The organism is Ruegeria sp. SATB027 (assembly GCF_059613825.1).
In genome coordinates, this window is sequence record NZ_JBXWTH010000035.1 from 23,085 (window position 1) to 47,569 (window position 24,485).

The 24,485-nt window shown below is 58.6% G+C and carries 25 protein-coding genes; 8 read left to right on the forward strand and 17 right to left on the reverse strand.

The window, feature by feature from the left end:
- Nucleotides 1–4: 4 nt before the first annotated feature.
- The 7 genes from AC2FPW_RS09285 (at nucleotide 5) to AC2FPW_RS09315 (ending at nucleotide 7,007) form a co-directional block, all read left to right on the forward strand.
- Nucleotides 5–1,540 (forward strand): putative bifunctional diguanylate cyclase/phosphodiesterase, encoded by a 1,536-nt coding sequence (locus AC2FPW_RS09285; protein ID WP_496813438.1) that lies wholly within the window; start codon nucleotides 5–7, stop codon nucleotides 1,538–1,540.
- Between the two features lie 126 nt (nucleotides 1,541–1,666).
- Nucleotides 1,667–3,496 (forward strand): membrane protein insertase YidC, encoded by a 1,830-nt coding sequence (yidC, locus tag AC2FPW_RS09290; protein WP_496813439.1) that lies wholly within the window; start codon nucleotides 1,667–1,669, stop codon nucleotides 3,494–3,496.
- Entirely contained in the window at nucleotides 3,493–4,230 is a 738-nt protein-coding gene (locus tag AC2FPW_RS09295) for an MOSC domain-containing protein (protein WP_496813440.1), read from the forward strand. Before yidC ends, AC2FPW_RS09295 begins: the two co-directional genes overlap by 4 nt.
- Entirely contained in the window at nucleotides 4,227–4,880 is a 654-nt protein-coding gene (gene yihA, locus AC2FPW_RS09300; protein WP_480547311.1) for a ribosome biogenesis GTP-binding protein YihA/YsxC, read from the forward strand. The genes AC2FPW_RS09295 and yihA overlap by 4 nt, the downstream gene beginning before the upstream one ends.
- A 60-nt stretch (nucleotides 4,881–4,940) precedes the next feature.
- Entirely contained in the window at nucleotides 4,941–5,804 is an 864-nt protein-coding gene (argB, locus tag AC2FPW_RS09305) for an acetylglutamate kinase (RefSeq protein ID WP_496813441.1), read from the forward strand.
- A gap of 22 nt (nucleotides 5,805–5,826) precedes the next feature.
- Nucleotides 5,827–6,513 carry a ferredoxin gene (locus tag AC2FPW_RS09310; RefSeq protein WP_496813442.1) on the forward strand — a complete coding sequence of 229 codons (687 nt, stop codon included), beginning with the start codon at nucleotides 5,827–5,829 and terminating at the stop codon, nucleotides 6,511–6,513.
- Nucleotides 6,510–7,007 carry a SixA phosphatase family protein gene (locus AC2FPW_RS09315; RefSeq protein WP_496813443.1) on the forward strand — a complete coding sequence of 166 codons (498 nt, stop codon included), beginning with the start codon at nucleotides 6,510–6,512 and terminating at the stop codon, nucleotides 7,005–7,007. Before AC2FPW_RS09310 ends, AC2FPW_RS09315 begins: the two co-directional genes overlap by 4 nt.
- Nucleotides 7,008–7,052: 45 nt before the next feature.
- Here AC2FPW_RS09315 and AC2FPW_RS09320 read toward each other — a convergent pair whose 3' ends face one another.
- From AC2FPW_RS09320 to rplO, 17 genes are all read right to left on the reverse strand, one after another.
- Nucleotides 7,053–7,844, reverse strand: coding sequence for an amino acid ABC transporter ATP-binding protein (locus tag AC2FPW_RS09320; protein WP_480484762.1), 792 nt, complete (start codon nucleotides 7,842–7,844; stop codon nucleotides 7,053–7,055).
- Between the two features lie 12 nt (nucleotides 7,845–7,856).
- Entirely contained in the window at nucleotides 7,857–9,161 is a 1,305-nt protein-coding gene (locus AC2FPW_RS09325) for an amino acid ABC transporter permease (RefSeq protein ID WP_496813445.1), read from the reverse strand.
- A gap of 1 nt (nucleotide 9,162) precedes the next feature.
- Nucleotides 9,163–10,431, reverse strand: a complete 1,269-nt coding sequence (locus tag AC2FPW_RS09330) for an amino acid ABC transporter permease (protein ID WP_480474035.1) — start codon at nucleotides 10,429–10,431, stop codon at nucleotides 9,163–9,165.
- Between the two features lie 128 nt (nucleotides 10,432–10,559).
- Nucleotides 10,560–11,576: an amino acid ABC transporter substrate-binding protein gene (locus AC2FPW_RS09335; RefSeq protein WP_480508501.1), complete on the reverse strand. Its 1,017-nt coding sequence runs from the start codon at nucleotides 11,574–11,576 to the stop codon at nucleotides 10,560–10,562.
- 205 nt (nucleotides 11,577–11,781) lie between these two features.
- Nucleotides 11,782–12,489, reverse strand: coding sequence for an ATP12 family chaperone protein (locus AC2FPW_RS09340; protein ID WP_496813447.1), 708 nt, complete (start codon nucleotides 12,487–12,489; stop codon nucleotides 11,782–11,784).
- Nucleotides 12,490–12,492: 3 nt separating this feature from the next.
- The gene (locus tag AC2FPW_RS09345) at nucleotides 12,493–13,164 is read right to left on the reverse strand and encodes an HAD-IA family hydrolase (protein WP_480487312.1); all 672 of its coding nucleotides are present in this window, start codon (nucleotides 13,162–13,164) and stop codon (nucleotides 12,493–12,495) included.
- Nucleotides 13,161–14,204, reverse strand: coding sequence for an RluA family pseudouridine synthase (locus tag AC2FPW_RS09350; protein ID WP_480833377.1), 1,044 nt, complete (start codon nucleotides 14,202–14,204; stop codon nucleotides 13,161–13,163). Before AC2FPW_RS09350 ends, AC2FPW_RS09345 begins: the two co-directional genes overlap by 4 nt.
- Before the next feature lie 186 nt (nucleotides 14,205–14,390).
- Nucleotides 14,391–15,701, reverse strand: coding sequence for a replication-associated recombination protein A (locus AC2FPW_RS09355; RefSeq protein ID WP_496813448.1), 1,311 nt, complete (start codon nucleotides 15,699–15,701; stop codon nucleotides 14,391–14,393).
- Nucleotides 15,702–15,704: 3 nt separating this feature from the next.
- Nucleotides 15,705–17,090 (reverse strand): trypsin-like peptidase domain-containing protein, encoded by a 1,386-nt coding sequence (locus AC2FPW_RS09360; protein ID WP_496813450.1) that lies wholly within the window; start codon nucleotides 17,088–17,090, stop codon nucleotides 15,705–15,707.
- 65 nt (nucleotides 17,091–17,155) lie between these two features.
- The gene (locus tag AC2FPW_RS09365; RefSeq protein WP_496813452.1) at nucleotides 17,156–17,563 is read right to left on the reverse strand and encodes a hypothetical protein; all 408 of its coding nucleotides are present in this window, start codon (nucleotides 17,561–17,563) and stop codon (nucleotides 17,156–17,158) included.
- A gap of 110 nt (nucleotides 17,564–17,673) precedes the next feature.
- Nucleotides 17,674–18,096, reverse strand: a complete 423-nt coding sequence (rplQ, locus tag AC2FPW_RS09370; RefSeq protein ID WP_496813454.1) for a 50S ribosomal protein L17 — start codon at nucleotides 18,094–18,096, stop codon at nucleotides 17,674–17,676.
- 174 nt (nucleotides 18,097–18,270) lie between these two features.
- Nucleotides 18,271–19,287 (reverse strand): DNA-directed RNA polymerase subunit alpha, encoded by a 1,017-nt coding sequence (locus AC2FPW_RS09375; protein WP_209505863.1) that lies wholly within the window; start codon nucleotides 19,285–19,287, stop codon nucleotides 18,271–18,273.
- A 114-nt stretch (nucleotides 19,288–19,401) separates the two neighbouring features.
- Nucleotides 19,402–19,791, reverse strand: a complete 390-nt coding sequence (rpsK, locus tag AC2FPW_RS09380; RefSeq protein WP_170462414.1) for a 30S ribosomal protein S11 — start codon at nucleotides 19,789–19,791, stop codon at nucleotides 19,402–19,404.
- 15 nt (nucleotides 19,792–19,806) lie between these two features.
- Nucleotides 19,807–20,175 carry a 30S ribosomal protein S13 gene (gene rpsM, locus AC2FPW_RS09385; RefSeq protein WP_209505862.1) on the reverse strand — a complete coding sequence of 123 codons (369 nt, stop codon included), beginning with the start codon at nucleotides 20,173–20,175 and terminating at the stop codon, nucleotides 19,807–19,809.
- Nucleotides 20,176–20,376: 201 nt separating this feature from the next.
- A complete protein-coding gene (locus AC2FPW_RS09390) occupies nucleotides 20,377–21,021 on the reverse strand; it encodes an adenylate kinase (RefSeq protein WP_267363761.1) in 645 nt (214 codons plus the stop codon).
- Nucleotides 21,018–22,382, reverse strand: a complete 1,365-nt coding sequence (gene secY, locus AC2FPW_RS09395) for a preprotein translocase subunit SecY (protein ID WP_209505860.1) — start codon at nucleotides 22,380–22,382, stop codon at nucleotides 21,018–21,020. Before secY ends, AC2FPW_RS09390 begins: the two co-directional genes overlap by 4 nt.
- Before the next feature lie 110 nt (nucleotides 22,383–22,492).
- Entirely contained in the window at nucleotides 22,493–22,966 is a 474-nt protein-coding gene (rplO, locus tag AC2FPW_RS09400; protein ID WP_480496037.1) for a 50S ribosomal protein L15, read from the reverse strand.
- 320 nt (nucleotides 22,967–23,286) lie between these two features.
- Here rplO and AC2FPW_RS09405 point away from each other — a divergent pair, with 320 nt between their 5' ends.
- Nucleotides 23,287–24,321, forward strand: coding sequence for a fatty acid desaturase (locus AC2FPW_RS09405; protein ID WP_496813455.1), 1,035 nt, complete (start codon nucleotides 23,287–23,289; stop codon nucleotides 24,319–24,321).
- Nucleotides 24,322–24,485 lie beyond the last annotated feature (164 nt).

The window sequence follows — 24,485 nt, forward strand, 5'->3', positions numbered from 1 at the left end:
GCTGATGCGGAACCATCCCCTTACCGACCGTTTTGTCCATTCGTTGAAAACCGTTCTGGGCGGCCCAGCCGCGCTGGCCTTTGTTCCGGCGCTTTGTCTGAGTGCATTCTGGATTGGGGGAGAACAGGCCCTGGTTGCACTGGCCCTGATTTTGCCTCTGATCGTCGCAGGCATCAATGCGCTCGCAGCCAATCCGTCGCGTAAGGGGCTTTGGCGTTCAGGCGGTCTGCTGTCAAAAGACCAGTTTGAAACAGTTTTGGAGAAGGTATTTGCCGACGCCCGCCTGAAGGGGGAAAACTCGGCCTGTTTCGCGGTGGTTCTGGATGACTTTACGCAATTGCTTGATCTGCACGGACAGGCGGCGGCAAACCACGTTGCACAGCAATTCTGCTCGCGCGTTTTGTCCATGATCCGCTCAAATGATTGCGCAACCCGGATGGGTGGAAACAGGATGATGGTTGTTCTGCACCCGGCACGGCAACTGGATTTGGAAGCTTGTATTCAGATGTCGGGCCGTATGCAAAACGCCGTAGAAGATCCCATCATGCTGAATGGCACCGGCGTGTATATGTCCTGTTCCATTGGCTTTTGCCTGAGCAGCAATATCACTGACGGCTCTGCAATCGATTGGCAGGAGGCCGCAAATAACGCCCTTTTGGAGGCACAACAAAACGGGCCATCCACGATTCGCGCTTTTTCCTCTCAGACGCGCAGACGGGCACAGGTCAGGATCAACTTGCGCAAAGAATTCGAAGCGGCGCTGGACAGCGGTGAGATCCGTCCATGGTTTCAACCCCAGATCTCAACCGATACCGGGCGTATCAGCGGGTTTGAAGCTCTGGCCCGCTGGGAACATCCGAAAAAAGGGGTTCTTGCCCCCAATGTGTTCCTGCCCTTTGCCGAACAGGCCGAACTGATGGACCGGTTGGGTCAGGCCATGCGGCATCATTCCTTTTCCGCAATGCGCGACTGGGATCGGTCCATGCTGTCGGTGCCGCGCATCGGGATCAACTTTTCATCTGACGAACTGCGCAATCCGGGCCTGATCGACCGTCTGAAATGGGAACTGGATCAATTCGATCTGACCCCTGACAGGTTGGCGGTCGAGGTGTTGGAGACCGTGTTCTCCAGGCGGCCCGACGATGTCATCACCCGCAACGTCACCGGGCTTGCCGCAATGGGGTGCTGTATTGATCTGGACGATTTCGGGACAGGACATGCCTCGATCGGTTCCATCAAACGGTTCAACGTATCGCGCATCAAGATCGACAGATCATTTGTTGCCAAAGCGGATCTGGACCCAAGCCAGCAACAGCTTGCCAGCGCCATTTTGATGATGGCAGAACGTTTGCATCTGGAAACTCTGGCCGAAGGTGTCGAAACGCCGGGTGAGCACGCGCTGATGGCCCAACTAGGTTGCGATCATGTTCAGGGGTTTGGCATCGGTAAGCCCATGCCATTCAAAAAAACCAAGGATTGGATCACGTCATACCGCAACAAGGTCGACGGTGTTCCCAAAATCGGGCGGAAAACGCGGTAGGGAACCGGAAATCGCGGTAAAGAAGACCCCTCCGTGACGAAATGACGGGCGATTCCGCTTGACCTTTGGGTCTGCACTCTGTTGAACCCTGCGGGTGTCTTTCACTGCTCAAGGTGGCTGTCCCCGATGGACGATCAGAACAAGAACCTTATCCTCGCAACCGCGCTCAGCTTTCTCGTGATCCTGGTCTGGTTCGTGCTGTTCCCCCCTCCGGAACAGACGACAACCCCGGATCAGGCTGAAGTAACCAGCGTCGAAGGCAGTGAGGTTCAGACGCCCAGTGCGGCCGACACCAGCACTGTCGGAGAGGCAACCGCGGCAGCTGCCGAAGCTGAACCCGAGGCCGAAGCGCCCCGCATCAATATCGACACGCCCCGCCTGACCGGTAGCCTGTCCCTTGCTGGCGGTCGGATCGACGAGCTGTCATTGAAAGACTACAAGGTCTCGCTGGCCGAGGATTCTCCGATTGTCGAGTTGTTGTCGCCAGTCGGATCGCAATCCGCCTATTACGCCCTCTATGGCTGGGCTCCTGGCGCGGGCCTGACCGGTGCAGATGTTCCCGGACCAAATACCATCTGGACGCTTGAGCAGGGCGAAACCCTGGGTGTTGACACACCTGTGACGCTGGCCTGGGAAAACGGCAATGGACTGACGTTCCACCGCACCATCGCGGTCGACGAGAACTATATGTTCACGGTCACGCAATCTGTCGAAAACGCCACCGGGGTTGAAATAGGATTGGCACCTTATGGCATTCTTGCGCGCCACGGCATTGGCGAAGACGGGGACCTGCCGGACCTGAAGAACTTCTTCATTCTGCATGAGGGTGTGATCGGTATGGCCGACGGCACTCTGACCGAAGTGGATTATGGCGACGTTCGTGATTTCGATATCGACCCGGACGAGCGCGCTCAGGCCGAGGTGTTTCAGGTCAAGGAAAACGGCTGGATCGGGTTCACTGATCACTTCTGGATGACCACGCTGATCCCGGAACCCGGTTCTGCGTTCAAGGCGGCTGCCAAATACGACTCGCGTCGCAAGATTTACCAGACAGAAACGGTACTTCCGACGCTGACCGTAGCGCCGGGTGCGACCGAGCAGGTGACAACGCAGCTGTTTGCCGGCGCAAAAGAGTGGGAGACCATCCGCGAATACCAAGCTGACGGTGTGCAGAAATTCATCGACAGCATCGACTGGGGCTGGTTCTTCTTCCTGACCAAGCCGATTTTCTGGCTGCTGCACAACATTCATGCGCTGATCGGCAATATGGGTTGGTCCATTATCGGCCTGACGCTGATCATCAAGGCAATCCTGTTCCCGCTGGCCTTCAAATCCTACGTCTCAATGGCGAAGATGAAGGAACTGCAGCCGCAGATGGAAGCCCTGAAGGAAGCCGCGGGCGACGACCGTCAGAAGATGCAGCAGGGCATGATGGAGCTGTACAAGAAGGAAAAGGTGAACCCCGCTGCCGGTTGTTTGCCGATCCTGTTGCAGATCCCGATCTTCTTTTCACTGTACAAGGTGATCTTCGTCACGATCGAACTGCGTCAGGCACCGTGGTTCGGCCCCTTCCAGGACCTGAGCGCACCTGACCCGACCTCGATCATGAACCTCTTTGGCTTGCTGCCCTGGGCCGGCCCGCAGCCGGACACCCTGATGGCGCTTATCTTTATCGGTATTCTGCCGCTGCTGCTGGGGATCTCGATGTGGCTGCAACAGAAACTGAACCCGGCACCAACCGATGCTACACAAGCGATGATCTTCGCGTGGATGCCATGGGTCTTCATGTTCATGCTGGGCGGTTTTGCCAGCGGTCTGGTCGTGTACTGGATTGCGAACAACACGATCACCTTTACCCAACAGTACCTGATCATGCGCAGTCAGGGCTATACGCCGGACGTGTTCGGAAACATCAAATCCGGATTTAAGCGATTGCCGAACACGGACAAGAAATGAGCGGAACAGTTTCAGGCCTTTGGCGTCACCCGATCAAAAGCCATGGGCGTGAAGCCCTGAGCCAGATTACCCTCAACCCCGGGCAGACCATGCCCGGGGATCGCGTTTGGGCGGTTGCCCATGAAGCGGCCAAGACCGACGGGACGGAATGGGCCCCGTGTGTGAATTTCAGCCGCGGTTCAAAAGCCCCCAAGCTGATGGCGATTTGGGCGAAACTGGCCGGCGAGCAGGTCACGTTGCGCCACCCGGACCGCCCGGATCTGAGCTTTCACCCCGACATGGAGCAATCGGTTTTCCTGGACTGGGTAAAACCGCTTATGCCCTCGGATCGCGCTGCGTCCGCCCGAATTGTCCGGGTGCCCGGGCGCGGTATGACCGATACCGATTTCCCGTCAATCAGCCTGTGCAACATGGCGTCTCATCGCGCTGTTGAACAAAAGCTGGGCCAGTCTTTGTCTGCGGCGCGATGGCGCGGGAACATCTGGTTCGAAGGCCTGCCTGAGTGGGATGAATTCAACTGGCTGGGCCGAGACCTTCACATTGGCGAAACCGTGCTCCGGGTGCGCGAGCGTATCGTACGCTGTCTGGCCACCACCGCAAATCCGGAAACCGGCGAACGCGACGCGGATACTCTGGGCGCGCTGAACAGCTGGGATCATCAGGATTTCGGTGTCTATGCAGAAGTCATTCAGGGTGGTGAAATCCGCCTGAATGATACGCTGGAGGTGCTATGACCACGCTTCCGTTTCCGCTGGCCGAAGAGCCGGATGACTTCGCCAAAGAACGCGGTCGCAAGCTGTTTGCCGGCCCGTCTGAATTTGTCAAAGGCGTGGTCGCCATGACCGGTCTGCCCGCCCCTGACCGGCTGGAGGTTTGCTTTGCCGGGCGCTCGAATGTCGGCAAATCCAGCCTGATCAATGCGCTAACCGGAACAAAGGGGCTGGCGCGTGCCTCGAACACACCGGGCCGTACGCAAGAAATCAACTTCTTCACGCAAGGCCCAGACCTCTATCTGGTGGACCTGCCGGGCTATGGGTATGCCAATGCACCGGTTAACGTGGTGGAAAAATGGCAGAAGCTTCTCAAGCAATACCTGAGCGGTCGTCAGACGCTGCGCCGTGCCTTTGTCCTGATTGATGCGCGCCACGGGGTTAAACCGGTCGACGCTGAAATCATGAAGTTGCTGGATACCAGTGCCGTGACCTTTCAATGCGTTCTCACCAAGGCCGACAAGGTCAAGGCCAACGAGCGCGAGAAGGTTCTGGAACAAACCCGTGCGGCTTTGTCCAAACATCCCGCAGCATTCCCGGAAATCGTCCTGACCTCGTCCGAAAAAGGCGACGGGATTCCGACCCTGCGCTCGATCATTGCGCATCTGGAATAGCTTCGCCCTTGGCAGCGCGGTGCAAAGGCCCTAACACGGACGGTCATAGGGACCTTAGCAATGAAGACACGTGACATGAACCGGGACTGGATCGCCACCGCAGCAACTCTGAACAGCGCATTGCCCTATCTGCAGCGCTATGATGGGGCCATCGTCGTCATAAAGCTGGGCGGGCATGCCATGGGCAGTGACGAGGCGATGGAGAGCTTTGCCCGCGATGTCGTCTTGATGCGGCAGGTCGGCGTGAACCCGGTTGTCGTGCATGGCGGTGGTCCGATGATCAACGCGATGCTGAACAAGCTGGATATCCAGTCCGACTTTGTGAACGGCAAGCGCGTGACCGACACGGCAACCGTCGAAGTTGTCGAGATGGTTCTGTCTGGCCTAGTGAACAAGCGCATCGTTCAGGCTATCAATGGACAGGGCGGTTCGGCCGTGGGTCTGTCGGGCAAGGATGCAAACCTGATGATCTGCGACCAGACGGATGTGTCGCTGGGTTATGTCGGCACCCCGTCCGAGATGAACCCGAAAATCCTGCATGATCTGTTCTCACATGATGTGATCCCGGTCATTGCGCCTCTGGGCGCGGGCCGTGAGGGTGAAACGTTCAACGTGAACGGCGATACGGCAGCCGGGGCGATTGCCTCGGCATTGAAAGCTGACCGCCTTCTGCTGCTGACTGATGTCTCGGGCGTCAAGAACGCGGCTGGTGACGTGGTGACCGAGCTGAAAGCCGGCCAGATCCGCGAGATGACCCGCGAAGGCACCATCGCGGGCGGTATGATCCCCAAGACCGAAACGGCCCTCGATGCCCTGCACAGCGGCGTTCGGGCCGTCGTGATACTTGACGGGCGCGCGCCAAATGCGGTTCTGCTTGAACTGTTCACGGAACATGGCGCCGGGTCGCTGATACGGCCAGACTGATCGCAGCAAAAGCCGAGGGAAGATGACAGACCTTGCGCAACCTTCCTCTGTTCCGGATGCGGAAACTTATGGCCGCGTAGAACACGCGGCGCGTCAGGCGGGGTTGATTGTCATGGGTGCGCTGCATCCTCATCGCGTGGCAGCCCGGCAACTGGACACTGGCACGCTGGTCTTGCTGGGCGCGGGTCCTGATTTCTGGCCTGCTCTGAAAGCCTCGCCGGAATGGCGGGGGCCTGATCCAGTAGACCGCTGGTCAACCAGAATCGTCGGCCAGATGGCGCATGCGTTCGGTGCACAGGCCTATTTCCCCTTTGGTGGTCCACCCTATGCGCCTTTCATCGACTGGGCCCTGAAATCGGGACGCACCTTCAGCAGCCCGGTGGGGGCTTTGGTACATGACACGGTCGGCATGATGATCTCATATCGCGGCGCACTGCATTTCGCCCATGAGTTTGCCATCCCAGAGACACCCGGCGTTTCCCCCTGTAACACCTGCGCCGCCCCGTGCACGACGGCCTGCCCTGTCGGCGCGCTGAACGTGCAAAACTTCTATGACCTTGCAGCCTGCCACGACCATCTTGATACCACTGAGGGTCAAACCTGCATGACAGGCGGCTGTCTGGCCCGCCTCGCCTGCCCGCTCAGCGCGGGCGCAGGGCGCGATCCCGAACAATCAGCCCATCATATGAGGGCTTTTCACCCGACATGACCCGCACTCTGATCCTGACACGTCACGCCAAATCCAGCTGGGATAACCCAGGACTTGGCGATCATGAACGCCCCCTGAACAAGCGTGGGCGGAAGTCAGCCCCGGCCATTGGTGCATGGCTGCGCGATAACGGCTGGCTGCCGGATGAAGTGCTAAGCTCGACGTCAACCCGCACCCGCGAGACATGGGACCGGATGGGGTTAACGGCCGATAAGGTCCGCTTTCACAATGCGCTCTACCACGCCGACGCCGAAGACATGTTGCGCGAGTTAGCAGGTGCCTCGGAACCGACTGTGTTGATGCTGGGCCATAACCCCGGAATCGCCGAATTCGCCAACCGCCTTGTGCAACGGCCACCGGATCACATGCGCTTTTTCGATTATCCGACTTGTGCAACCACTGTGATGACATTCAACGCCGACAGCTGGTCGGACGTGCGATGGCATATGGGCACCGTGCTGGGCTTCACCACCGCGCGAGAGTTGCTGGAATAGAAAAAGGCGGGGCAAAAACCCCGCCTTACCACCATTTTGAGCCGTTCAGTGTCCCAGAATCTGGCTGAGGAACAGTTTCGTCCGCTCACTTTGCGGATTATTGAAGAACTCTTCCGGTTCGTTCTGTTCCACGATCTGGCCCGCGTCCATGAAGATCACACGGTTGGCAACCTGACGGGCAAAGCCCATCTCGTGCGTCACGCACAGCATGGTCATGCCTTCCTCGGCCAGCTCGATCATGGTGTCGAGCACCTCTTTGATCATCTCGGGGTCCAACGCCGATGTCGGTTCATCGAACAACATGATCCGCGGCATCATGCAAAGCGAGCGGGCAATTGCCACACGCTGCTGCTGACCACCCGAAAGTTGACCAGGATACTTGTCGGCCTGCTCGGGGATTTTCACCTTTTCAAGGAAATGCATCGCGCGCTCTTCGGCCTCTTTCTTGGGCGTCTTGCGCACCCAGATCGGGGCCAGCGTGCAGTTCTCCAAAATGGTCAGGTGCGGGAACAGGTTGAAGTGCTGGAACACCATGCCAACCTCGGACCGGATCTTGTCGATGTTCTTGAGGTCATTCGACAGCTCGGTCCCATCCACGATGATCGTGCCCTGCTGGTGTTCCTCCAGCGCGTTCAGGCAGCGGATCAGGGTAGATTTCCCTGACCCGGACGGACCCGCAATAACAATCCGCTCGCCCTGATTGACGGTCAGATTGATGTCGCGCAGCACGTGAAAGGAACCGTACCACTTGTTCATGTTGGTGATTTCGATGGCGACCTCGTCGCTCACCTGCATTTTGGAACGGTCGATTTCGCGGTCAATTGCAAGTTCAGACATGTGTTGAACTCCTTAACGGTGGCCAGTCTGAAGCTTGCGCTCCAGATACATGGAATAACGGGACATAGAGAAGCAGACGATGAAGAACAGGAACGCGATGAACGCGAACAGTTCCCAATAGATGCCGTTCCAGGCTGTGTCGGCGCGGATAGCAGATGCCAATCCGATCACGTCGAACAACCCGATAATCGACACCAGCGTCGTATCCTTGAAGATCCCGATGAATGTGCTCACGATGCCCGGAATTGAGATTTTCAGGGCTTGCGGCATGATGATCAGCCTCTGCGCCTGCCAGTAGTTCAGGCCCAGACTGTCGGCGCCTTCGTACTGTCCTCGTGGCAGGGCAGCCAGACCACCCCGGATCACCTCGGCCATGTAGGCCGCCGAGAACAGGGTCATCATGATCATCACCCGCAGGATGATGTCAAAGTTGGTGCCTGGCGGCAGGAACAGGTTCAGAAGCAGCGACGCCACGAACAACAAGGTGATCAGCGGCACACCGCGAATGAACTCGATAAAGCCCACGCACAGGTATTTGACGATCAGCAGGTCCGACTGACGCCCCAGCGCCAGAACGATACCGATCGGAAGTGAGACACCAATGGCCACAACGCCCAGCAGGATCGCCAGCATGAAACCACCGAACTGACGGCTTTCAACAGCTTCGATGCCAATCGGCAGAACCGAGTCCAACGCGCCCGTGAAATAGCTGGATAGCACCAGCCACCAGATCACTGCGGCAACGACCGCACCGATCATACCCACCAGTTCACTCACCTGCTTGCTGAGGACCGAATACGCAAACCAACCGACGACAAACCCAAGCGCGGCCGAGACTGGCCCCCAGATGGTTCCGCCCCACATCAGGAACGGCATCAGGAACGGGTAGATTGCTGTGACGATCAGCATCTTGGTTGGGACGCGGTCCGAATACAGAACCGGCGCCAATGCGACCAGCAACAGAACCAGCGCTAGGATCGGTCTCCAGTACAGATGGCTTGGATAGAAGCCGAACAGCAACTGTAACCAACGGTCATTGATAACCGCCCAGCAGGCGTGCCCATGGGTCGACCCCCAGGTGGCCATCATGATCTCGCGGCACTCGTTGAGAGAGTCGGCATTCCACACGGACTGGAAAATCCATGGCAGAACACCTGACAGCACGTAGTAGATCGCATAAAGCGAAACCACCGTCAGGATCGTGTTAAACCAACTTGAGAACAGGTTGTGCTTGACCCATCCCAGCGCACCGACCTCGGAAGCAGGCGGTGCCTGCTCGGGCAGCATTTCCGTGCGGACAAATGAAACATCACTCATATTACCGCTCCACCAGTTTTACACGGTTGTTGTACCAGTTCATCACCCCTGAGATGCTCAGCGAGATGGACAGATAGACCAGCATCAACAGCAGAACACATTCCAGCTCGCGACCGGTCTGGTTCATTGTGATGCCGCCAAGGGTCCCCGTGATGTCCATATATCCGACCGCGATCGCCAGTGACGAGTTCTTGGTCAGGTTCAGGTAGTTCGAGATCATGGGTGGAATGATCACCCGCAATGCCTGCGGCAGGATCACAAGGCGCATGGTCCGGCCCGGGCGCAGACCCAGCGCCGATGCGGCTTCGGTTTGGCCTTTTGAGATGGCCAGGATACCCGCACGAACGATCTCGGCGATGAAGGCCGCCGTGTAAAGCGACAAGGCCAGCCACAGCGCGATCAACGAGTTACGCAAATGTGTGCCGCCGGTAAAGTTGAAGCCTTTCAGCTCAGGGAAACCAAGGTGAAACCCCAGGATGGTGAGAAGGACAATCATCGGCACAAACAGAATACCCAGCTGGATGTGCCAGATAGTCGGACGATCACCGGATGCCTCTTGCTTGGCTTGTGCCCAGGCGGACACCTTGCGCATCGCAAAGATGCTGCCACCAAGCACGATCAGAATGGCGATCAGGTCCAGCGAGATATCGAACCGCAGGCTCGACGCACCGAAGATGTGTATATCACCCAGGCTGCGCGAGAACAGGAACTCCGGGATATAGACCCCGCGATTGGTCACCGCGACAGAATCGAACAGATTCATCGTGGCTTCTGGGTTTTCTCCGCGGAACGCCCTTGGTGCTGGCAGGCTTTCGATCAGAATGGCCATGGCCAGAACGATCCACAGCAGCACAGGTACGTTGCGGAACATCTCGACATAGACGGTCATGATCCGCGCAACCAGCCAGTTGTTGGACAGGCGCAGAACACCAACCAAAACACCGACTATCGTTGCCGTGATACAACCAAGAACCGCCACAACCAGCGTGTTCAGCAAGCCGATAAAGGCCGCGCGCAAGTGACTGTCGCGCGAATCGTATTCAAGCAAGCGCTGGTTGATATCGTAACTGGCCGGTTCTGCGAAAAAGCCGAACTCAACCGGTTTTCCAAGCGCTTCGAGGTTTTGGATGGTATTGGAAATGATCCAGGCTGCCAGAAGCATAAAACCAATCATTGCAATGACCTGAATGGTCGCAGATCGGTACCGCGTATCATAAAGGAGCATGGACAGCCGGAACTGCTCCTTCGGCGGGTCAGTGAGAGTCGTCATGACCTATGTATATCCCCGTGCATCCCGTAAATATGTCGGCAGAGTTGATCCCTGCTCAAAACCGTACGGGCGTGATTTTTATGGATGGAAAAAGGGCGCAGGTTGCCCTGCGCCCTTCTCCGTCGATATTAGCGGAACGGCGGCGAGTACAGCAGGCCGCCTTCGGTCCACTGTGCGTTCAGGCCGCGTGCCAGACCAATCGGGGTTTCTTCACCGATGTTCTTGGCAAACACTTCGCCATAGTTGCCACCGGCTTTGATCGCCTTGGCTGCCCAGTCAGCGTCCAGACCCAGCATCTCGCCCAGGGTGCCTTCGGTACCCAGCAGGCGGTTGATTTCGGGGTTTTCGGTGCCAGCGGCCAGTTCATCGATATTGGCCGAGGTTACGCCCAGCTCTTCAGCCGAGATCAGCGCGTTCAGAGTCCAGCGCACAACGTCGCCCCACTCGTGGTCGCCGTGACGGACCAGCGGACCCAGCGGCTCTTTCGAGATGATTTCAGGCAGCAGGATGTGATCACCGGGGTTTTCGAATGTGGCGCGGGTTGCCGCCAGACCCGAAGCGTCGGTGGTGTAAACGTCACATGCGCCAGCCAGGTACTGCTGCTGTGCTTCGGCGTTGGTTTCGATCGGAACCGGTTCGTAGCTGATGTTGTTCGAACGGAAGAAGTCCGCCAGGTTCAGCTCGGTTGTGGTGCCGGTCTGGATACAAACGGTTGCGCCGTCCAGTTCCTTGGCCGAGCTTACGCCCAGTGCCTTGGGAACCATAAAGCCCTGACCGTCATAGTAGTTCACGCCGGTGAATTCGAACTTCAGGTCGACGTCGCGGCTGAAGGTCCAGGTGGTGTTACGCGCCAGCATGTCGATCTCGCCCGAGGCCAGAGCGGTAAAACGTGTCTTACCGGTGGTCGGAACGAATTCTACCGCGCTTGCATCGCCCAGAACAGCAGCAGCAACGGCACGGCACAGCGATACGTCAAAGCCCTGCCATTCGCCATTGGCGTCAGGAGCAGCAAAGCCAACCAGACCGGTGGTCACACCACAGTTCAGCTTGCCGCGCGCTTTAACGTCGTCAACGGTCCCTGCTACGGCTGCGCCAGCAGCAAGACCGGCAATCGTTGCCGCGCCCAAGATTACGGATTTTTTCATTTTTACCTCTTCCTGATTTCCCGCCCCATCAGAGGCGGCTCTGCCCGGCAAGTGGATGCCGGATAGGTTACTCCAAAGGTGTCTCTCCTTTAGTGGCACTGAGTTTGGGCGTATTCATAAACAAACGTCAAGGGTCGGATCATCGAAAACGATGGATCAGACCCCAACCAATTTGAACATTTGGCCAAAAATCGGAAAATAAGGATCAAACCGACATATCAAAGAAGCGTTTAGCATGCAGAAATGCGGCTTTCTTCGTTTCGGCAACCGCATGGGCCTCGTCATCGTGACCCCATTGTTCGATCTGCCAGGTTTCGTCCAGGCGCGAAATGCGCCAAATTTCGGCCGGTTCGCGCCAATCCATGGCCGCCGCAAACCCGAGAATCAATGACCCTGACAAGCTGACCAGATCGTGGAACGCCGCCAGTTGAAACGCATCCAGCGCATAGACGCGAGCACGCAGCGCCGACAGGGCAGCGGCAGATTGCGGTTTGTGCAGCACACCGACAACTGGCCGCAAGCGAGCAGACAGTGCGACCTCGGCCCAATCCAGTGCCGGATCCCATTCGGCGCTTTGACGTTCCTGCAACTCTGTTGGATGTGTCGCTCGATAGCACAGCAGATCAGAATCGCCGTAATCCGCAAGCATATCGGCAACTTCCCCGTGCTGGGACCGAACCTTGTCGATTGCCGCATTCGCCGAACGGGTGCATGGCATCGTCGACGGATCTACCTCTTTCTGCTGGGCATCCCATTCTGACGCAACCGCTTCGGCCATGGCGCGGGTCGGCAGGATCAACGCCGCTTTGGCAGGGGTCTTGACGCGGCGGCCATCCAGTTCAACCGTAAACCCGCCGTCGACCTCGGTAATCCGGCTTTCTTTCCAGAAGCGTTTCGGTTTCCAGTCACTCATGTTTCAGTTCCATATCCCGGCCAGCGCAGTGGGCAACTGGTCAAAGGTCTCAATCACGCAGAAGGCCGAGGTCAAAGCAGACCGATCATGGTACCCCCATGCCACGCCGATGCCGCGCACCCCGGCAGCGGCAGCCATGTCCATGTCATAGCTTGTATCGCCGACCATCACCGCGCAGTCGGATTCGACACCGGTCTCGGCCAACGCGGCCTGCACCATGGAAGGATGCGGTTTCGACGGATGGTGGTCGGCGACCTGCCGGGTGACGAAGTAGCGCTCAAGCCCATGCACTTCGATCAACGCATCAAGTCCGCGCTTGGATTTGCCGGTTGCCACCCCAAGAAGCACTTCGGGTACGGCGTGCAAGGCTTCAATCGCCTCTCGCGCGCCGGGATAGAGCGGAGAGCTGGCAGCGCCCAAATCCAAGCGATGCGCGTGATAAGCTTCCTTGTACCCTTCAACGAGATCGTTCTGTACCGAGGAAGGTTGGTCCGGCACCAATCGTGCGATGGCATGTGGCAGGGACAAGCCGACAATGGACAGGATCACCTCTCGCGTCGGTACAGGTACCGACGCCGCCTGAAAGCTGGTGGTCATGGCGTGAACGATACTGCCCTGACTATCGACCAGAGTGCCATCGACATCGAACAAAACCAGCCGCAGCGGTGCGCTCATTGCAGCGCCTCAAACGGGTCGTCTGCGGCCAGATCTTCGGTCCAGCCGAAGGTGTCCCAGCTGTGTTTCATATGTTCCGGCAAGGGCGCGGTCACGGTCACAGGTTTGCGCGTGATCGGATGCAGGAATGACAGTCGCCGCGCGTGCAGATGCAGCTTTTTGCTGATGATCCCACCCAATTGTGCGCCCCAGCCATCACCTAGGTTTTCCTGCCCCGAGCCACCGTATTTGCCGTCGCCGATGATCGGATGCCCTATCGCTGCCATATGCGCGCGCAGTTGGTGGGTGCGGCCCGTGATTGGCTCCATCGCCACCCAAGCGGCGCGCCCGGCCACCCGGTAGAGGGTTGCATAATGTGTATGTGCCCGTTTCGCACCGGGGGTGCTGTCGATCTCGTTCATATGGACGGGGATCATCTTTTCACCCTCGCCGTGAGCGCCATGACCGGCTGCTTTCACAAGACCCGTCTTGATTTCACCCAGATATGGCGTGGGAACACCTGCAACCAGCGCCCAGTAAATCTTGCGCGTGTCGCGGTGACGGAAAGCGGCTGTCAGCCCCTTCGCGGCTTCGCGCGTGCGGGCCAGCAGCAGAACACCTGACGTGTCCTTGTCCAGGCGGTGAACCAGACGCGGGTTTTCGTCATATCCAAACCGCAACGCCTCAGACAGGCTGTCGACATGCCGGGTCTGCCCGCTGCCGCCCTGAACCGGCAGGCCCTGCGGCTTGTTCAGGGCCAGAATGTGATCATCACGGTAGATCACGCAGGACTGGATCATCTTGGCATCCGCATCCGAAATACGATGCTTGACCTCAACCGGTTTGTGATCAGGCCCCGGCAATGGCGGCACACGAACCACCTGCCCGACCTCCAATCGGGTCGAGGCCTTGGCCCGGCCACCATCCACACGCAGTTCTCCCTTGCGGCACATCTTTTCGATGCGGCCCTGGCTGACATGCGGGAACAGGCGGCGCAACCAGCGGTCCACACGCTGATCGCCGTCCCCTTCAGCGACTGTAATCATCTGTACGCCACTCATGCCATTGCCCCTTGCGCCGTGCGGGTGATCCGCCCGGATTGCGTCTTTGTCCGTGTCCCAGAAATCATGGGGGTCTCTCGCGCGCAACGCGGCAAGAGTCAAGGTATCAGACAGGAACCTTTGGCGTTCGTGGGGGCCCAGCGCCGACCGCCACTTCTCGGCGCGGTCAATACATTCCCAGCCAGCCTAGCTGTTGCGCTGGGTCCGAAGCTTGGTGAAGTAATCGAGGCGCTTTTTCAGCTCACGCTCGAATCCGCGCTCGACCGGTTGATACAGAACCGGGCGTTTCATTGTTTCGGGAAAATAGTTCTGACCGGAAAACCCGTCTTCGGCGTCATGGTCATACGCATAGCCAGCACCATATCCCTGATCCTTCATCAGTGATGTGGGGGCATTCAGGATATGTTTGGGCGGTGGCTCGCTGCCTGATTGCTTGGCCAGCCGCATCGCTGCCTTATAGCCGACATAGGCACCGTTGGACTTCGGGGCCAGGGCCAGATAAACCAGCGCCTGCGCCAGCGCCAGTTCACCTTCGGGAGAGCCGAGCCGCTCATACGTTTCCCAGGATTGCAGGCAGATGGCCTGCGCCTGCGGGTCGGCCAGACCGATATCCTCGACCGCCATCCGTGTGATCCGACGCGCCAGATAGCGCGGGTCTTCGCCCCCTGTCAGCATTCGCGCAAACCAGTACAGCGCCGCATCCGGGTCGGACCCGCGCACCGATTTGTGCAGGGCTGAAATCAGGTTGTAATGTTCATCGCCCGACTTGTCATATTTCGCCGCCCGCCGCATCAGCCGCGTCGACAGAGCGTCCGTGTCCAGTGGCGCATCCACCTTCCAGGCCGAGACCTGTTCGATCAGGTTCAGCAACGCCCGCCCGTCACCATCTGCCATTTCCTGCAACGCATCGCGGGCTGCGGGTGTCAACGGTAGCGCGCGGTCCAGCTCTTTTTCGGCGCGCTGGGTCAGGCGTTCAAGATCGGAAAGGCCAAGCCGTTCCAGCACCAGAACCTGCGACCGGCTGAGAACGGCGGCGTTCAGCTCAAAGGACGGGTTCTCGGTCGTTGCCCCGACAAGAAGGATCGTGCCATCCTCCATATGCGGCAGAAACCCGTCCTGCTGTGCCTTGTTGAAGCGGTGGATCTCGTCCACGAACAGCAAGGTCCCCTGCCCGTTCTGGCGCCTGATCTTGGCCGCTTCGAAGACCTTCTTCAAATCCGGCACACCGGTGAAAATCGCACTGATCTGAACGAATTGCAGATCGGTTTCCTGCGCCAGCAACCGTGCGATCGTCGTCTTGCCGACACCGGGCGGCCCCCAGAAGATCAGGCTGGACAGACTGCCCGACGCCAGCATGACCCCCAGCGGCGCATCCGGGCCAAGAACCTGTTCCTGACCGATGACCTCGGCCAGTGACTGCGGGCGCAACCGGTCCGCCAGGGGACGGTGTGGCGCAGCGGTGGGTTCCGTTGGCCCGGTATCGAACAGATCGCTCACGGGTTACAGCCGGAACCGCAATGAGACTGACCGACCACCGCGCAGAAGTCCCATTTGCACGCGACGACCCGGATCTGTCAGCGCATTCTCCACATCCCCAGGGCGTTCGATGTCATTGGAATTGATGCTTTCAAGAATATCCCCCGATCGCAAACCCGCGCGTCCACCATAGGGGCCGGGATCAACAACAACGACACCTGTCTGGGACAGTGGCAAGCCCATATCGGAGATCACCGCAGGGTTGACGCGGGACACCACCAGCCCCGGCAGGACAGTGTCTTCATCCAATGTCGTCTTTTCAGCGGCGGGGGTTTCCGGCGCTTTGATCAGTGCCACCTCAACCTCTTCGCTCTGGGTGCCGCGCAGCCGTGTCAGAACCGATGTTCCCCCCACCCCCGCTACGGACATGCGAAACTTCATCTCGGCGGGCGAGTTCACTTCGTCCCCGTCCACATGGGTCACGACGTCCCCCACCGTAAGCCCCGCCTCACGCAGCGGGCTAAGGTCATGCAGGTCCGAGATGACAACACCCAGCGGAATGGCAAGACCAAGGGATTCAGCAATGTCCGCGCTCATATGCTGACCGGTCATGCCTGCCCAGGGGCTGACAAAACTGTCATTGCCCTGCTGCGCCTGTTTCAGAAACTCGGCCACAAGATTTGCGGGGATGGCAAAACCAATGCCATTCGACCCGCCGGAGCGTGTCAGAATAGACGTGTTGATCCCGATCAGGTCCCCGTTCACATCAATCAGCGCACCGCCAGAGTTGCCCGGGTTGATCGCCGCATCCGTCTGAATGAAATACCCGCGTGCATTGCCTGTCGCCGTACCTGTGCGCGCCAAGCCCGAGATGATACCAGAGGACACCGTCTGCCCCACCCCGAACGGGTTGCCGATGGCAAGGGTCAGTTCGCCAACCTCGACCTGATCGGAATCGCGCAGGGTCAGGTAGGGCAGGTCTTGCGCCTGTTCCAGACGCAGGATCGCAATATCGCTTTCTTCGTGCCCCAGTACGACCGAGGCAGAAAACTCGCGCCGGTCGGTTGTCACGACCCTGATCTCGGTCGCCGAGCCCACAACATGGTAGTTGGACACAACGTAGCCATCTTCAGACAGGATGACCCCGGAGCCCAACGAGTTCTGAACCCGCTGCTGCGGCGTTCCCAGGCTGCCGCCAAAGAAATCCCGAAAGAACGGGTCTGAGTAAAACGGGCTGGCCCGCCCCTGCCGCACGATCTTGGCGTAGATATTCACCACCGCAGGCGAGGCCTTTTTGACCACCGGAGCAAAGCCCAGAGAGATTTCGGACTGCGATTGCGGGACGCGGGTTTCGGCAAATGCTGGCAGGGCCATGACAAGCATAAGAGAGATAAAGGATGCGCGGATCATGGGGGCTCCGGATTAGATTATCCTTGGGATATGCGGGGCAAAGGCGACAAATGCAAGCCGCGCGCTCAGCTTCGGCGGCGCAGGAACTTGAGCCCGGACCAATCGGCATCAATCGCGCAAACCTTCACGTCGACCCAGCCCAGCGGCAGGATTTCACTGCGCAGCATATCCTCGGTCACACCTGCGTGCAGGGGCGAAGATTTCTTGGCCCAGGAGACCCACAGCATTCCTCCGGGCCGTATGTGGGCGATTTGCTCAGCGGCCAATTCGGCGATCTGGTCCGGATGGTTCAGGAACATGTGAACCGCATCCGCAGGATCGGCTGCAGGGTCGAACAGAACACCGTCGGCACCGGCTGTCAGGTTGGGATAATGGGCAGGAGCGTTGAGCGTGCGGACCGCATATCCGGGTTTGAAACCCAGTTTCGACCAGAGCGGTTTGCCCGAGTATCCAGTTGCAGGTTTATTTGTCATAACGGTTTGAACTTAATGGACAAACCGTATGATGACAATTGGCTGACTGAGGCACAAAAAAAGCCTGCCCGATTGCTCGGGCAGGCGCATTAGGTCGATGACCTTAGTGCTTATTCTTCGGCTGCGGCTTCTTCGGCGGCAGTACGGGCTTTGTCCGCGGCGCCTTTGGCATCAACATCGCGATCGACGAATTCGATGATCGCCATCGGAGCCATGTCACCATAGCGGAAGCCAGCTTTCAGGATGCGAACGTATCCGCCCTGACGCTCGGCATAGCGGGGGCCCAGAACTTCGAACAGCTTGGCGACGTCTTTGTCTTCTTTCAGCTGTGCTGCGGCCTGACGGCGGGCGTGCAGGTCGCCGCGCTTGCCCAGGGTGACCAGCTTTTCGATGATCGGGCGCAGTTCTTTTGCCTTGGGCAGAGTTGTCTTGATCTGCTCATGTTCGATGAGCGAGCCAGCCATGTTTGCAAACAGAGCCTTGCGGTGCTCATGAGTACGGTTCAGGCGGCGGTAACCACGTGCGTGACGCATTTTCAATTCCTTCTTTCGCGTTTTGCTTTGTCCGGCTTCCGATGCGTGTCAGAAGCTCACCTTGGGGCGGGATTGCCCGGATTGTACGTTTTGTACCGGCTTTCGGACCCGATTGGTCCAAAATGTACAAAACCTGCGACGGCAGGTTGGCCCCGCCGCCGCAGTCGAAGATGCTTAGAACGCGTCTTCGAATTTCTTTGCCAGATCTTCGATGTTGTCGGGCGGCCAGTCCTCGACATCCATGCCGAGGTGCAGACCCATGCCGGACAGCACTTCCTTGATCTCGTTCAGCGACTTGCGGCCGAAGTTCGGGGTGCGCAGCATCTCGGCTTCGGTCTTCTGGATCAGGTCGCCGATATAGACGATGTTGTCGTTCTTCAGGCAGTTTGCCGAACGGACCGACAGTTCCAGCTCGTCCACTTTCTTGAGCAGCAGCGGGTTGAACTCCAGACCATCGTCTTCGTCCTGGCGACCAGCCGATTCCGGCTCATCGAAGTTGACGAAGATCGACAGCTGATCCTGCAGGATGCGCGCGGCGTAGGCCAGTGCATCCTCGGGGGTGATCGAACCGTCGGTGTCGATCTTCAGGGTCAGTTTGTCATAGTCCAGAACCTGGCCTTCGCGGGTCGGCTGCACGTCATAGGCGACTTTCTTGACCGGCGAATAGATCGCGTCGATCGGGATCAGACCGATGGGCGCATCTTCCGGCTTGTTCTTTTCAGCCGAAACGTAACCCTTCCCGGTGTTGACGGTCAGCTCCATGAACAGGTCGGCGCCGTCATCCAGATGACAGATGACGTGATCGCGGTTCAGAACCTCGATACCTGCGCTTTCGCTGATGTCACCAGCCGTAACGATTGCCGGACCTTTGGCATTGATCGACAGGCGCTTGGGGCCTTCGACTTCCATGCGCAGGGAAACCTGCTTGAGGTTCAGGATGATGTCGGTGACGTCTTCACGCACACCCGCCACGCTCGAGAACTCGTGCAGGACGTTGTCGATCTGGACGCTGGTGATGGCCGCGCCTTGCAGCGAGCTCATCAAAACGCGACGCAGGGCGTTGCCCAGGGTCAGACCAAAACCACGTTCCAGCGGTTCGGCAACCAAGGTCGCCTGACGCGCAGGGTCGTTGCCCGGCTTGGCTTCCAGCTGGGTCGGCTTGATCAATTCTGCCCAATTCTTGTGGATCATGTAATCCCTCCATTCCTGCCCGCGCCCCATGACCAACAAGGTGCAGACGCCCGAGGTTCAAAATGACGTGCTGGGGCCGTGCAAAAACACAGCCCCAGCTTAATTCCAGATCGCTTAGACGCGACGACGCTTCGGCGGGCGGCAGCCGTTGTGAGCAATCGGGGTCACGTCGCGGATCGACGTGATATTGAAGCCCACGGCAGCCAGCGCGCGCAGAGCCGATTCACGACCCGAACCGGGGCCCTGAACTTCGACTTCCAGCGTCTTGACGCCATGTTCCTGCGCTTTCTTGCCTGCGTCTTCCGCAGCCATCTGCGCGGCATACGGAGTAGATTTCCGCGATCCCTTGAAGCCCATGGTACCGGCAGACGACCACGAGATGGCGTTGCCCTGTACGTCCGAGATCAGGATCTTGGTGTTGTTGAAGGTCGAGTTCACATGGGCAACGCCCGATGCGATGTTCTTGCGCTCTTTGCGCTTGATGCGAGTCTTATCGCGTGCCATCGGTCAGACCCTCCCTTATTTCTTCTTACCGGCAATGGCCTTTGCGGGGCCTTTGCGAGTACGAGCGTTGGTGTGGGTACGCTGACCGCGAACCGGCAGGTTGCGGCGGTGACGCAGACCGCGATAGCAGCCCAGGTCCATCAGACGCTTGACGTTCATCTGAACTTCGCGACGCAGGTCACCTTCGACGGTGTAGTTGGCGTCGATATGTTCGCGGATGGCCAGAACTTCGGCATCCGACAGTTCATTGACGCGGCGGTGCGCTTCAATGCCCACGGCTTCGCAGATTGCGTTGGCCGAGGTGTTACCGATACCGGTGATATATGTGAGGGCGATTGGAACCCGCTTTGCAGTCGGGATGTTTACGCCGGCAATACGTGCCACGTGTCACTTTCCTTTTTGTTGCGGTTCCGTAACTCCGGAACCTTTTTTCACAACACTTTACCGTGGCAGTGACGCCAGAGGGTCCAGTATTATTCGAGGTGGTCGGGGCAATTGGGACGAATCCCGCATGCGGTCTTGATTCCCTTTAGGGATGGGGGTCGATATGGGCTTTTGGTGGGGCCGTCAAGCCCCAACTTTCGGTCAACCCAGTATCGCCTCGATCGACGCCGTCACTTCCTTGATATCCGCCAGCCCGTTCACGGGGCGCAGATCGCCCTTGGCGTAGTAATAGCCAATCAGCGGAGAGGTCTTCTTGTAGTATTCCATCAGGCGCGTGCGCAGGCTGTCTTCGTTGTCATCGGCGCGGCGCTGGAAATCATTTTCCTTGCCGCAATTGGTGCATTTGCCATCTGCCGGGATCGGCTTGGTGTTGTCGTTATAGACCTCGCCACATCCGCCGCAGGTTGAGCGTGCGGTGATCCGGCCCACCAGCGCGTCGTCATCAACGCGCATCTCGATCACGGTGTGCAGCGACTGGCCCAGCTTGGCCAGCAAAGCAGCCAGAGCATCGGCCTGCGCCAGCGTGCGGGGAAAGCCGTCAAAGATGAAACCGGCGCCTGTTTCGGTGGTCAGTTTCTCTTCGATCAGGCCGATCACGATTTCGTCGGTGACCAGCTTGCCCGCATCCATGATCGCCGCAACCTTCCGGCCCATCTCGGTGCCCGAGGTCTTGGCTTCGCGCAGCATGTCGCCCGTGCTGAGCTGTACCATGCCGCGTGTTTCAACCAAGTGACGCGCCTGCGTTCCTTTCCCGGCCCCCGGGGGGCCCAACAGAATGATATTCATCGACGAGAGGGTCCCTTCCTGCCGCGTTTCTTGCTTTTGCCGCGCAGTTGAGACTTTTCGATAAGCCCTTCGTATTGATGCGCCAGAAGATGGCTCTGAACCTGTTGGATCGTGTCCATGGTCACGGAGACGATAATCAGAACCGAGGTGCCGCCGAAATAGAACGGGATGGCAAATTGGCCCCGCAGGATTTCAGGCAGCAGACAGACGGCGGCCAGATAGGCCGACCCCAGCACCAGCACGCGGTTGACCACGTATTCCAGATACTCGGCGGTTTTCTTGCCGGGGCGGATACCGGGCACGAACCCGTTCTGCTTTTTCAGGTTGTCCGCCACATCATCCGGCTTGAACGACACGTTGAACGTGTAGAAATACGCAAAGAACACGATCATCGACGCGAAGAACAGCAGATACAGCGGCTGTCCGGGGCCGAAATTGGCCAGCAGCCACGACATGACCGGCCCGTTTGCAGCGCCCGACGAGAAGGTCGAGATCGTCACCGGCAGCAGCAGCAGCGAGCTGGCAAAGATCGCCGGGATCACGCCTGCGGGGTTGACCTTGACCGGCAGGTGGCTGGAGCCACCTTCGTAGATTTTCATCCCGGCCTGACGGCGCGGGTACTGGATATGGATCTTTCGCAGCGCCCGTTCCATGAAGACCACGAACATGATGACGGCAATCACCATCACGATCACGCCAACAATCACGGCGGGGCTGATTGCGCCCGAACGGCCCGACGCGAAGAACTGCGCCAGGGCGGCGGGAACCTCGGCGATGATGCCGACGAAAATGATCAGAGAGATACCGTTGCCGATGCCGCGCGCGGTGATCTGCTCACCCAACCACATCAGGAACATGGTGCCGCCGACCAGCGTGATCATGGTCGACATGCGGAAGAACAGGCCCGGATCGGTCGCCAGATCGCCCGATTCCAGCGACACGGCCAGACCGTAGGCCTGCACGGTGGCCAGTGCCACGGTGCCGAAACGGGTGTATTGGTTGATCTTCTTGCGGCCCTGCTCGCCCTCTTTCTTGAGCTGTTCGAGCGCGGGAACCATCGATGTCAGCAGCTGCACGATGATCGAGGCCGAAATATAGGGCATGATGCCAAGGGCAAAGATGCCCATTCGGCCAAGCGCCCCGCCTGTAAACATCGAAACCATGCCGCCGATGCCCTGCCCCGCTTGTTCCATGAACTCGCGCAATGCTGCTCCGTCAATCCCCGGCACCGGAATGAAGGTGCCCAGACGATAGACGATCAGCAAACCCAACGTGAACAGGATGCGGTTGCGCAGATCGGTGGCCTTGCCAAGGGCAGCCCAGCTTGTGTTGGCTGCCATTTGTTCTGCTGCTGATACCATAAAGTCGGTCTCTCTTATGCAAACGCCGCCCGGAACCGTTTTCCGGCTCGGACGGCGTCTTGGAAAACTCTGAAGTCTATGTAAGCGGGTCTTTGCCCGCTCACAAGCGCTTACTCTGCCGCAGCGGCTTTTGTGACTTTCAGTGAACCGCCCGCTTTTTCAACTGCCTCGACAGCAGCTTTCGACGCACCGGTCACTTCCAGATCAACCTTGGCGCTGATCTCGCCTTTGGCCAGAACGCGGATACCGTCCAGCTTGCGGCGGACCAGACCGGACGCTACCAGAGCGTCTTCGGTGATCGCAGCCTTGGCGTCCAGCTTGCCGGCTTCGACGAATTTCTGGATCAGGCCCAGGTTGATGACGGCGAATTCCTTGCGGTTGGGCTTGTTGAAGCCACGCTTGGGCAGACGCTGGTACAAGGGCATCTGACCGCCTTCATAGCCGTTAATGGCCACACCCGAGCGGGATTTCTGGCCTTTGATACCACGGCCACCCATTTTACCTTTGCCGGAACCCGGACCACGGCCAACGCGGGTGCGTTTTGGGGCGGCGCCAGGATTGTCGCGCAATTCGTTCAGTTTCATTTCGCTTCTCCTAAGCCGGATATGACCCCCGAAGCGTGATGGGCCAAACACGGCATTTCTTGGTTTTGATTCTCGCGGCCAAAAAGCCACCGCAGGCGTATAGGCCCGATGATCCCCCTTGGCAAGCCTGTAGATCGCCAGCCGCTCGGCCTGACCGGCCAAAGCCCCGCGACCGGCCCCGCAAGGTGAACCCAAAAGGACACCTTCACCGGGGTCTGACCGAAAATTGAGCACGAAATATGGCGATTTTGGCAAATATCGCTTGCCATGACCGGGCGGTAGTCTATCCGGATTGCCACAAACAAGAACTTGGCAGGCGCATGACTGAAACCACTCTTTCGACCCGGACACAGCCTGGGGCTACCGCTGCACGTGACTGGGTCACAACGCTTGCCAAATATCGCGAACCCGATCAGCTGCGCAGCGCGTTTGAACTGGGCGTCAGTATCATCCCCTTCTTCGCGCTTTGGGCCTTGTCCTGGATGTTGCTGTCGGTCAGCTATTGGCTGGCTTTTGCGATTTCCGTTCTCAACGCGGCCTTTCTGTTGCGTCTGTTTGCCATCCAGCATGATTGCGGGCACGGCGCGTTCTTCAAGAACCGGACGGTCAGCGACTGGGTTGGACGCGCGATCGGAGTTCTGACGCTGACACCTTATGATGTCTGGCGCCGCACGCATTCCACACATCACAACAGTTCCGGCAATCTGGGCAAGCGCGGGATGGGCGATATCCACACCCTGACCGTGGCCGAATATCAGGCAAAAACTTCGATGAACCGGTTCTGGTATCGTGTGTATCGAAACCCGATCACCCTGTTCGTCTTTGGCCCCGGATATCTGTTCCTGTTTCAGAACCGCCTTCCACTGGGTCTGACCGACAGCGTCCGGTTCTGGGTCAGCGCCATGGCCACCAATCTTGCCATTCTGGTTGCGCTTGTGGCCATTTACTATTTTGGCGGGCTGATGCCGATGGTTCTGATCTTCCTGCCCTCGACCCTGATTGCCGCTACCGCCGGGGTATGGCTGTTCTATGTGCAACACCAGTTCGAGGACACGCATTGGGACGCCGATGAAGACTGGCAGTTGCACGAAGCGGCGCTGCACGGAAGCTCTCATTATATATTGCCGTCCGTGTTGCAGTGGTTCACCGCCAATATCGGTATCCACCACGTGCATCATTTGTACAGCCGCATCCCGTTCTATCGCCTGACCGAAGTGCTGCGCGACCATGATGAGCTGGCAAACAGCAACCGGATGACCATCCGCGAAAGCCTCGCCAACGCGCGCCTGCACCTGTGGGATGAGCAAAGCCGCCGACTGCTGTCCTTCGCCGAGGCGCGGGCGCTGTATGGGTAAGCGTTAAGTTTCGCGGCCAGCTGGGCCGTCGGATAGACGTCAAAAAAGCATATGTGACCATGGAAGAGGGTAACACCATCGAGGTGTTGATCAGCCCCACTTGTGTGGTCCAATTTGATTGTTAGTGCATGATTGGCCTTTGGTCCATCTGAACGATGGTTTCC

Excerpts from the sequence above, each read along its gene's own strand:
- AC2FPW_RS09285 (WP_496813438.1), top strand. The coding sequence starts at position 5 with ATGCGGAACCATCCCCTTACCGACCGTTTTGTCCATTCGTTGAAAACC.
- yidC (WP_496813439.1), top strand. The coding sequence starts at position 1,667 with ATGGACGATCAGAACAAGAACCTTATCCTCGCAACCGCGCTCAGCTTT.
- AC2FPW_RS09295 (WP_496813440.1), top strand. The coding sequence starts at position 3,493 with ATGAGCGGAACAGTTTCAGGCCTTTGGCGTCACCCGATCAAAAGCCAT.
- yihA (WP_480547311.1), top strand. The coding sequence starts at position 4,227 with ATGACCACGCTTCCGTTTCCGCTGGCCGAAGAGCCGGATGACTTCGCC.
- argB (WP_496813441.1), top strand. The coding sequence starts at position 4,941 with ATGAAGACACGTGACATGAACCGGGACTGGATCGCCACCGCAGCAACT.
- AC2FPW_RS09310 (WP_496813442.1), top strand. The coding sequence starts at position 5,827 with ATGACAGACCTTGCGCAACCTTCCTCTGTTCCGGATGCGGAAACTTAT.
- AC2FPW_RS09315 (WP_496813443.1), top strand. The coding sequence starts at position 6,510 with ATGACCCGCACTCTGATCCTGACACGTCACGCCAAATCCAGCTGGGAT.
- AC2FPW_RS09320 (WP_480484762.1), bottom strand. The coding sequence starts at position 7,844 with ATGTCTGAACTTGCAATTGACCGCGAAATCGACCGTTCCAAAATGCAG.
- AC2FPW_RS09325 (WP_496813445.1), bottom strand. The coding sequence starts at position 9,161 with ATGAGTGATGTTTCATTTGTCCGCACGGAAATGCTGCCCGAGCAGGCA.
- AC2FPW_RS09330 (WP_480474035.1), bottom strand. The coding sequence starts at position 10,431 with ATGACGACTCTCACTGACCCGCCGAAGGAGCAGTTCCGGCTGTCCATG.
- AC2FPW_RS09335 (WP_480508501.1), bottom strand. The coding sequence starts at position 11,576 with ATGAAAAAATCCGTAATCTTGGGCGCGGCAACGATTGCCGGTCTTGCT.
- AC2FPW_RS09340 (WP_496813447.1), bottom strand. The coding sequence starts at position 12,489 with ATGAGTGACTGGAAACCGAAACGCTTCTGGAAAGAAAGCCGGATTACC.
- AC2FPW_RS09345 (WP_480487312.1), bottom strand. The coding sequence starts at position 13,164 with ATGAGCGCACCGCTGCGGCTGGTTTTGTTCGATGTCGATGGCACTCTG.
- AC2FPW_RS09350 (WP_480833377.1), bottom strand. The coding sequence starts at position 14,204 with ATGAGTGGCGTACAGATGATTACAGTCGCTGAAGGGGACGGCGATCAG.
- AC2FPW_RS09360 (WP_496813450.1), bottom strand. The coding sequence starts at position 17,090 with ATGATCCGCGCATCCTTTATCTCTCTTATGCTTGTCATGGCCCTGCCA.
- AC2FPW_RS09365 (WP_496813452.1), bottom strand. The coding sequence starts at position 17,563 with ATGACAAATAAACCTGCAACTGGATACTCGGGCAAACCGCTCTGGTCG.
- rplQ (WP_496813454.1), bottom strand. The coding sequence starts at position 18,096 with ATGCGTCACGCACGTGGTTACCGCCGCCTGAACCGTACTCATGAGCAC.
- AC2FPW_RS09375 (WP_209505863.1), bottom strand. The coding sequence starts at position 19,287 with ATGATCCACAAGAATTGGGCAGAATTGATCAAGCCGACCCAGCTGGAA.
- rpsK (WP_170462414.1), bottom strand. The coding sequence starts at position 19,791 with ATGGCACGCGATAAGACTCGCATCAAGCGCAAAGAGCGCAAGAACATC.
- AC2FPW_RS09390 (WP_267363761.1), bottom strand. The coding sequence starts at position 21,021 with ATGAATATCATTCTGTTGGGCCCCCCGGGGGCCGGGAAAGGAACGCAG.
- secY (WP_209505860.1), bottom strand. The coding sequence starts at position 22,382 with ATGGTATCAGCAGCAGAACAAATGGCAGCCAACACAAGCTGGGCTGCC.
- rplO (WP_480496037.1), bottom strand. The coding sequence starts at position 22,966 with ATGAAACTGAACGAATTGCGCGACAATCCTGGCGCCGCCCCAAAACGC.
- AC2FPW_RS09405 (WP_496813455.1), top strand. The coding sequence starts at position 23,287 with ATGACTGAAACCACTCTTTCGACCCGGACACAGCCTGGGGCTACCGCT.